Here is an 8,478-nt window from a genome sequence, read left to right on the forward strand (position 1 = left end):
GGTGAACACATACAGCGTCGGGTGTGACGGCTCGAGCAGTTCGAAAGCGCCGAGGGCGACCGTTTCGTTCTCGTGCCTGAGGGCAATGAGCTTGCGGTAGAAGTCGAAGACGCTCGAGCCTGACGCCCGATCCGCCTCCGCATTGAGCTCGGCATAGTTCGGGTTCACGGCGATCCACGGGGTGCCGGTTGTGAAACCGGCATGCTCCGTCGCGTCCCACTGCATCGGGGTGCGCGCGTTGTCCCGCCCCCGGGCGTGGACTCCGGCGAGGACGCTCGATGGCGCCTGGTCGAATCGTTCGACGGCCTCACGGTAGTGGTTGAGCGATTCGATGTCGCGGTAGTGCTCGATCGACTGGAACCGCACGTTCGTCATGCCGATTTCTTCACCCTGGTAGATGTACGGCGTCCCACGATGCAGGTGCAGCACGAGTCCCCAGAGGGTCGCGGACTCCACCCGGTATTCGGTGTCGTTACCGAACCGGGACACCAGCCGCGGCTGATCGTGGTTGTTGAGATACAGGCTGTTCCAGCCGCGTTCGGCGAGGCCGTCCTGCCAGCGGGCCAGGTTCGACTTGAGGGCGACGAAGTCCAGAGGAATCGCGTCGAATTTGTGGCTGCCCGAGTCGAGCGAAACGTGCTCAAACTGAAACACCATGTCCACCTCCGCGCGCGCCGGGTCCGTGAACAGCACGGCATCCTCGATACTCACGCCGGGCATCTCGCCGACGGTGAGGTATTCACCCTCGCGACCCGCGAAGACCTCACGGTGCATCTCCTGCAGAAAATCGTGGATCTGCGGACCCATCGTGAAGCCGAGACCGGAGCCGCGCTCCGGCCCGTCGATCAGCTCGACGCGTTTCGCGATCAGGTTGATGACGTCCATCCGGAACCCGTCGACCCCGCGGTCGAGCCACCGTCGCATCATCGCGTACACGGCCTGCCGTACTTCGGGGTTCTCCCAGTTGAGGTCGGGCTGCTGTTCCGCGAACAGGTGCAGGTAGTACTCGCCCGTCGTCTCGTCGAGCGTCCACGCCGGCCCGGAGAATGCACTCGTCCAGTCGTTGGGCGCGCTACCGTCCTCGCGCGGTGCACGCCACCAATACCAGTCCCGCTTCGGGTTGGTCGTCGCCGACCGCGACTCCACAAACCACGGATGCTCGTCACTCGTATGATTCACGACGAGGTCCATGACGATGCGGATGCCGCGCGCGTGCGCTTCGGCGACGAGCTCGTTGAAGTCGGCGAGGGTGCCGAACACCGGGTCGATGTTCTCGTAGTCGCGGATGTCGTACCCGTTGTCGTGCTGAGGCGATGGGTAGACCGGCGAAAGCCAGATCACGTCGACGCCGAGTTCGGAAAGATAGCCGAGTTTCGAGCGGATGCCGGCCAGGTCGCCGATCCCATCCCCGTCGGAATCCGCGAAGCTCCGCGGGTACACCTGATACACAACCGCCCGCGTCCACCACGGGGCTGCTGCACGGTCGTCTTCGGTGATTCTCGCGGTCGCATCCGTCATGCAGTCGATCCTCTCATTCGCAGCGCGCGGCGTTCTCGACGTGCGGGCCGAGATCTGGCATCCTCAGTACGTACCCCGTTCGGGGACACAGAATCAGAAGGACAACGATGAGTCTTTGGCGCACGAAAAGCATTGAGGCTTCCCTCGCCGATTCGCACCTGGAACACCGCAGCCTGAAGCGCACGCTCGGCACGTGGGACCTGATGGTGATGGGCGTCGCCGTCGCCGTCGGCGCCGGTATCTTCTCGGTCGGCGCGAGGGCCGCGGGCGACTACGCCGGGCCATCTGTGAGCCTTGCCTTCGTGCTCGCCGCAATCACTTGCGCCCTCGCGATCATGTGTTACGCCGAGTTCGCCTCCACGGTGCCCGTGGCCGGCTCCGCGTACACCTTCACCTACGCGACCCTGGGCGAACTTCTCGCCTGGATCATCGGCTGGGACCTCATCCTCGAAATGCTCACGGCCGGCGCGGTCATCGCCAAGTACTGGGGCATCTACCTCTCCCTGGTGTTCGAGCTGTGGGGCTGGAACGTACCGGACACCATCAGCGTTCTTGGGCTTCAGGTGACCTGGGGGCCCTTCATCATCGTCGCGGTCTTCACCACCCTTCTCGTGCTCGGCACCCAGCTGTCCGCGAGGGTCGGCGCCGTGTTCACGATCATCAAGGTCGCCATCGTCCTGTTCGTCATCGTCGTCGGATCGTTCTTCATCCGAGTCGAGAATTACACCCCGTTCATTCCGGAGGCCCGGCCCACCGAAGGCGGCTCAGGCGACGTGTGGGCGCAATCGCTGTTCTCGTTCATGACCGGTGCAGCGCCCGCGCAGTACGGCGTCTTCGGGCTGCTGGCCGGGGCATCCCTCGTCTTCTTCGCGTTCATCGGCTTCGACGTCGTCGCGACGAGTGCCGAAGAGGTGCGGGACCCGCAAAAGAACCTGCCGCGCGGCATCCTCGGCGGCCTTGCCATCGTCACCGTGCTGTACATCGGCGTGAGCCTCGTGCTGACCGGCATGGTCCCGTACACCACCCTCGCCGAAGCCGAGGACCCGTCCCTCGCGACGGCCTTCGTGGCAGTCGGGGCCGACTGGGCGGCGCAGGTCATCTCGGTCGGCATCCTCGCCGGCCTGACGACCGTGATCATGGTGCTCCTGCTCGGACTCGCCCGGGTACTCTTCGCCATGAGCCGCGACGGCCTGCTGCCCCGCTCCCTCAGCGTGACCAGCGACAAACGGCGCACACCGGTGCGGGTTCAGATTCTCACCGGCGTCGTCGTCGCGCTCCTCGCCGGCTTGACCGACGTGGGTGTGCTCGAGGAGATGATTAACATCGGAACCCTCAGCGCCTTCGTCCTCGTCAGCATCGCCGTTCTCGTGCTCCGGAAGAAGCGCCCAGACCTGCCGCGCGCGTTCCGGGTGCCGTGGGCGCCGTTCCTGCCGATCCTCTCAGCCGTGCTGTGCACCTGGCTGATGCTCAACCTCACCACGCTGACCTGGGTTCGGTTCCTGGTCTGGCTGGCCATCGGTTTGGTCATCTACTTCGCTTACGGCCGCCGTCACTCGGTGCTCGGCCGCGAGCAGGCGGACGAGAAGGCGCTCGCCCAGAAATCTGCGGCAGACTAGGCGGATGCTGCATCGCCACCCCGTACTCGGACTCTTCACACTCGCGTACCTGGCGTTCGTCGGCTGGCTCACCCTCGGCCCGCAACCTTTCGATGACGACCCCAACGGCCTGCTATTCCGGGCGCTTGCGTACTTCGAGCGCCATGAACCCACGTCGTGGATCACCTACAGCGGACTTGAGTTCACAGCGAACATCGGCATGTTCCTCCCGATCGGGCTGTTCCTCGTGCTGCTGTTCGGTCGCAGGCTGTGGTGGCTGGCCATGTCGCTGGGCTTCGGCCTGACCGTAGCCATCGAGACGGCGCAGATCTTCCTCCCCGCCCGGGTTTCCGACCCGCGCGACATCCTGGCGAACACCTGCGGGGCGGTTTTCGGTGTGCTCGTCGGGCTGATCCTCACCGCGCGGAAGGCACGCGCGATCCGCCTGGCGAGAGCACGTCGGCCGGTAAGCGCGACGCGCTGAGGTTCAGCGATCTGACGGCGGAGCCTGCGGACGGGTGTGCTGCGGGGGAAGAACGCGCTGGGCGCCCGTCGGGTCTCGCCGCGACGGCCCGGGAGGGGCGTCGTTGTGGTCGGCGAAAATCCATCTCGGTTTCGGCTCGACGATCGGCCTGAACACGGCGCGTACCGGCGCGCTCGACAGCACGATAGCGATGATCACGGCGAAGACCAGCATGCCGATGAGGTAGAGCTCCGGGAATTCCTCACTGCGCAGCACACCGCTCTCACGAAGCGGGTAGAGCACGAAACTGTGCAGGAGATACACGTACATCGTGTACTGGCCGAGGGTCGTCATCCAGGTCTCCTGGCGGGGGAGCAGGACGAAGAACGCCGCGCTGAGCAGAACCGCGAGGACGATGAGACCGAGGCGGACGCCGCCCGCCCACCACTGGTCGCCCCCGAGTCCCGCGTATGACTGGTCATAGAAGAACCAGTGCTGGAGGTTGATGGTGCGCCACACATCGACGAAGGCCACGAGCACGGCGATCCAGGCCAGCATGAAGACGATGGCGATTCCTCGGATCAGCCAGGTCTGGTGTTCCACCAGCCGCCACCGGTCGATGAGCTTCCAGCGGTGAAGCTGCCAGCCCAGCACGAAGAACGGCAGGATGCCGAGCGCCCGGGCGAGGGAGAATGTGCTGTCGACGTTGTCGAGGTACCCCACCCCGACCGAGATGATGAGCGACCAGGCCAGGGGCCAGCGCAACAGAGCAAGGTAGGGCAACACAAGCCGGAAGATCCCAAGCGCGAGGAGGAACCACAGTGTCCAGCTGGGCTGGGTCGGGTTGATCTCGCGTTTACCTTCGACAAGGAATTGAACGAGGGTCCAGATCGATTCCATGATCGCGTACGGCACGAGGATGTCGGTGATCACCCGCTTCATCTGCCGGACGTTCGGCGGCCCGCTCTTCGTGAAGTAGCCGCTGACGATCGCGAACGCCGGCATGTGGAACGCGTAGATCCAGAGGTACGTAACGAGGGCGGCATCCGAGTCGTAGGTGATCCGCTGGATGCCGTGACCCATGACGACGAGGACGATGCAGGCAAACCGCGCATTGTCCCAAAACGGTACCCGCGGTTTCGGGGCCGCTGCCGCCTGTTGTCCCTGCGGTTCAGCGCTCATCGGTGCTCCTCTACGGTTCATCGCTCGCCCCTCAACCCTATTCCGGAAAAAACTTCGTTCCGAACGGAATAGATGCCGGAAGCGCCTCGTTACACCTCATATCCATTCAAGTGAATGGACTAAATTCTTGCTGAAAGGCGATCATGCAGTTCGGAATCTTCAGCGTCGGGGACATCACCACCGACCCCACCACCGGTCACACCCCCACCGACGCCTCGCGACTTGCGGACATCCTGACCATCGCACAGCACGCTGAGGCGGTCGGCCTGGACGTCTTCGCCATGGGTGAGCACCACAACCCGCCGTTCTTCCCGTCGAGCCCCGTCGCCATCAACAGCTACCTGGCCGCGAAGACCTCGACCATCATCCTCTCAACCGCCACCACGCTCATCACCACGAACGACCCGGTGCGCATCGCCGAGGAATACGCGATGCTGCAGCACCTCTCGGGCGGCCGCATGGACCTCACACTCGGCCGCGGCAACACCGGCCCGGTCTACCCGTGGTTCGGTGAGGACATCCGCCAGGGTATTCCGCTCGCCCTGGAGAAGTACGCGCTGCTGCGCAAGCTGTGGCGTGAAGACGTGGTCGACTGGGAAGGCCAGTTCCGCACACCACTTCAGGGGTTCACTTCCACTCCACGCCCTCTCGACGGCGTTCCGCCGTTCGTCTGGCACGGCTCGATCCGCAGCCCTGAGATCGCCGAACAGGCGGCGTACTACGGGGACGGGTTCTTCTCGAACCACATCTTCTGGCCCGCATCCCACACCCAGAAGATGGTGGCCTTCTACCGCCAGCGCTTCGAGCACTACGGCCACGGCCGCGCCGACCAGGCCATCGTCGGACTCGGCGGCCAGGCTTTCATGCGCAAGAACTCGCAGGACGCTGTCCGCGAATTCCGCCCGTACTTCGACAACGCCCCGGTGTACGGTCACGGACCGAGCATGGAGGACTTCACTTCCCAGACCCCCCTCACCGTCGGCAGCCCTCAGCAGGTCATCGACAGGACGCTTGGCTACCGCGATTACGTCGGCGACTACCAGCGCCAGCTCTGGCTCATGGATCACGCCGGGCTCCCGCTCAAGACCGTCCTCGAGCAGCTCGACCTGCTCGGCGGAGAGGTCGTGCCAGTGCTCCGTCGCGAGTTCGACAAGAACCGCCCGGCGGATGTTCCGGATGCCCCCACCCATCAGGCGCTCAAAGCCGTCGCTGAGAAGGCCGCTCAGAGCGACACGTTCTCCGTAGCCCAGGGTGCGACCTACTCCGTCGAGGTGAAGTAATGACTGTTCGCAAACTCGCCGTGATCTCGGCGGGCCTCAGCCAGCCGTCGTCCACCCGCATGCTCGGCGACCGCCTTGCGGCTGCCACGGTCGCCCGACTGGAAGAAAAGGGTGTCGAGGTCGAGGTGACGACGGTGGAGTTGCGCGACGTCGCCCAGGACATCATGAACAACATGCTGACCGGTTTCGCCAGCCCGAAGCTCGAGGCCGTCATTGACGCTGTCACGGGTGCCGACGGGCTCATCGCCGTCACGCCGATCTTCACGACCAGCTACAGCGGACTGTTCAAGTCGTTCTTCGACGTTCTCGACAACCGTGCGCTGACCGACATGCCGGTTCTCATCGGTGCGACGGCGGGCACCGCCCGCCACTCACTCGCGCTCGACTACGCGATCCGGCCGATGTTCACCTACCTGCACGCGGTGATCGTCCCGACCAGTGTCTTCGCGGCATCCGAGGATTGGGGAAGCGGGGCCGACAAAATCAAGACGCTGCCTGACCGAATCGATCGTGCCGCCAGCGAACTGGTGCCCCTGGTCATCGCGTCGGAGCGCTCGAACACCGTGCGTGACCCGTTCGGTTTCGACGCCGCGCTCAGCCCTGTGGGCGGTTTCCAGCCCAGCTGATCCAACGCTCCGTGAACGATGCCGCCCCTCAGTGAGGGGCGGCATCGTCGTCGGTGGTTTTCGACGAGGGTGGCCGCGTGCGCTTCGGGAGCCGGTTCCTGAGCGAGGCCGCCCGCGGCCGTGTCGAAGGGCGGTGCGGTCGGCTGGGTGTGGTGGGCGCGGATCCGCCCCCGCGACTGAAGCCAACGCGCTCGCCGGTGCGGACCGGGTAGGTGCGCCTGAGGTCGTCCGGCACGGCGTAGGAGCACCATCGCGCATCGGTCCCTTCGGGAATCTCCGGCAGCCACCAGACGATCGATCCCCACACCACGAAGACAAGCACCGCGGCGGTGACGGTGTCGAGAACACCGAAGCCGGTGCCGCGCACCTGCGTGGCGACAAGGACGAGAACGCCGGATGCCGCAGCGGCGATCAGGGAGACGGTCAGCCAGTTGATCAGCCAGGTTCGCGGGAGGGAGCCGATTATCGGCAGCCAGCCCAGCGTCAGCACCGCCGCAACCGAGAAGCCGGCTGCCGTGACGGTGACCGGGAGCAGCGTGCCGGGGTCGGGGCGCTCCGACTGGATCCAGCCGGGCAGCAGCACAACGACAAGCAGCCAGGCTGCAGTGGCGACGACCCCGGCCCCGTAAAGATGGGCGCGCTTCTTTCCTTCGCTCGGGGAACGGGCGCGCAGCCATGCACGCGACCCGAGCACGGCAGCGGATGCGACGAGGATCCAGAACGACACCGAGAGCCCGAGCGTCCACAACACCCAGCCCGCCGCGACAAGCGTCGCCAGCGAGCCGACCGCGTGGACAGCACCCTGCCAGGCGGCCTCGCGCCGGACCTCGAGCACAAGAGCGAGAATCCGAGGGCCCACCGTCGCGTTCGAGGCCCTCAGGAGCGCGACGAGGCGTTCCCACGCGCCGAGTCGTCGGGAAATCGCGACGACAAGGCCGACGCCCAGTGCGGCAATGAGCAGCGAACCGGGCAGCACTGAGAAGATGTCGGTCCGGCGGGCGGGCAGGTAGGCGGCACTCGCGGCGACGGTGATGGTCACCCCGATAACGGCGGCGGCGAGAGCCTGCCGAACAGGATTGCGGACGAGGGGCAGGAAAACCAGGAGGGGCCGTAGCACCGCGAGCAGCAGGCGCACGGGAGTTCCTGCCGAGCCCGAGATCGCCCGTGACGCCACTCGCACCGTGCGCGACAGGATGGCGACGAGGTAGGCCGGCTCGAGGTTGTCGAGCGAGTCGCCGCCCAAAGCGAATCGTGCGCGAACATCTCGGGGGCTGGAGCCGCCCGGAATACCGGGAAAGGGCCCGAACTCGCTTCCCGAAGCATCCTCGAGCACGGCCGACTGGGCGGCATCGACACTCCGGGAAAGCTCCGGCGGTTCGCCGTCCCCGCGCCCCGGATACGACTCGAGAAAGCGAAGCATCCCCGCAGCGGCGTCGAGTCGTCCCCACCACCAGTCATTCGACCGCCAATGTTTCGACAGGATTCCAGCGAAGTTGAAGAGGGAGGCGCCGGCGAGTTTCTCATCCGACGCGAGCCGTGAGTCGCTGTAGAGCCGGGAAACGACCTCCTCGTCGAGGTCGGCGCGGGGGAGCGCAAGAGCGGCGACCGTCGCTGCTCGAACTCTCCGGTCGAGAAGGGTGGTGAACTCCTCCGGCTTCGACGGCGGCTCGTTACCGGTGATCCTCCAATAGGCCAGAGCCGAGATCGGCTCGGGGATGCCACTCGACGCCCGGAACGGGGCGAGATCCCTTGCTCGGAAGTCCCGCCGGCGCGACGGAACGCCGGCGTACGGCGACTCTTCCCATCCGGCGTGT

Annotated in this window: 7 protein-coding genes; 4 read left to right on the forward strand and 3 right to left on the reverse strand. The window is 65.6% G+C overall.

Annotated features, from left to right (window positions below; translation table 11 throughout):
* The coding region (locus ACLQ62_RS07655; protein ID WP_411721053.1) for an alpha-glucosidase at positions 1–1,518 on the reverse strand (1,518 nt) is incomplete at its 3' end.
* A gap of 107 nt (positions 1,519–1,625) precedes the next feature.
* Here ACLQ62_RS07655 and ACLQ62_RS07660 point away from each other — a divergent pair.
* Together ACLQ62_RS07660 and ACLQ62_RS07665 are read left to right on the forward strand one after the other, a co-directional pair.
* Positions 1,626–3,134: an amino acid permease gene (locus ACLQ62_RS07660; RefSeq protein ID WP_411721054.1), complete on the forward strand. Its 1,509-nt coding sequence runs from the start codon at positions 1,626–1,628 to the stop codon at positions 3,132–3,134.
* Positions 3,135–3,138: 4 nt separating this feature from the next.
* Entirely contained in the window at positions 3,139–3,597 is a 459-nt protein-coding gene (locus ACLQ62_RS07665) for a VanZ family protein (protein WP_411721055.1), read from the forward strand.
* Positions 3,598–3,600: 3 nt separating this feature from the next.
* Here the strand turns inward: ACLQ62_RS07665 and ACLQ62_RS07670 are convergent, their stop codons facing one another.
* A complete protein-coding gene (locus tag ACLQ62_RS07670; protein WP_411721056.1) occupies positions 3,601–4,758 on the reverse strand; it encodes an acyltransferase family protein in 1,158 nt (385 codons plus the stop codon).
* A 143-nt stretch (positions 4,759–4,901) separates the two neighbouring features.
* Here ACLQ62_RS07670 and ACLQ62_RS07675 point away from each other — a divergent pair, with 143 nt between their 5' ends.
* Positions 4,902–6,038, forward strand: a complete 1,137-nt coding sequence (locus tag ACLQ62_RS07675; protein WP_411721057.1) for an LLM class flavin-dependent oxidoreductase — start codon at positions 4,902–4,904, stop codon at positions 6,036–6,038.
* A complete protein-coding gene (locus tag ACLQ62_RS07680; RefSeq protein WP_411721058.1) occupies positions 6,038–6,664 on the forward strand; it encodes an FMN reductase in 627 nt (208 codons plus the stop codon). The genes ACLQ62_RS07675 and ACLQ62_RS07680 overlap by 1 nt, the downstream gene beginning before the upstream one ends.
* 28 nt (positions 6,665–6,692) lie before the next feature.
* Here ACLQ62_RS07680 and ACLQ62_RS07685 read toward each other — a convergent pair.
* Positions 6,693–8,478 (reverse strand): DUF3376 domain-containing protein (locus ACLQ62_RS07685; protein ID WP_411721059.1); only part of this gene is annotated, 1,786 nt, incomplete at its 5' end.

The sequence above is a fragment of the Mycetocola sp. genome (genome assembly GCF_046716805.1).
Classification (GTDB): Bacteria; Actinomycetota; Actinomycetes; order Actinomycetales; family Microbacteriaceae; genus Mycetocola_A.

Coding starts and splice junctions, on each gene's coding strand:
- ACLQ62_RS07660 (WP_411721054.1), top strand. CDS start 1,626: ATGAGTCTTTGGCGCACGAAAAGCATTGAGGCTTCCCTCGCCGATTCG.
- ACLQ62_RS07665 (WP_411721055.1), top strand. CDS start 3,139: ATGCTGCATCGCCACCCCGTACTCGGACTCTTCACACTCGCGTACCTG.
- ACLQ62_RS07670 (WP_411721056.1), bottom strand. CDS start 4,758: ATGAGCGCTGAACCGCAGGGACAACAGGCGGCAGCGGCCCCGAAACCG.
- ACLQ62_RS07675 (WP_411721057.1), top strand. CDS start 4,902: ATGCAGTTCGGAATCTTCAGCGTCGGGGACATCACCACCGACCCCACC.
- ACLQ62_RS07680 (WP_411721058.1), top strand. CDS start 6,038: ATGACTGTTCGCAAACTCGCCGTGATCTCGGCGGGCCTCAGCCAGCCG.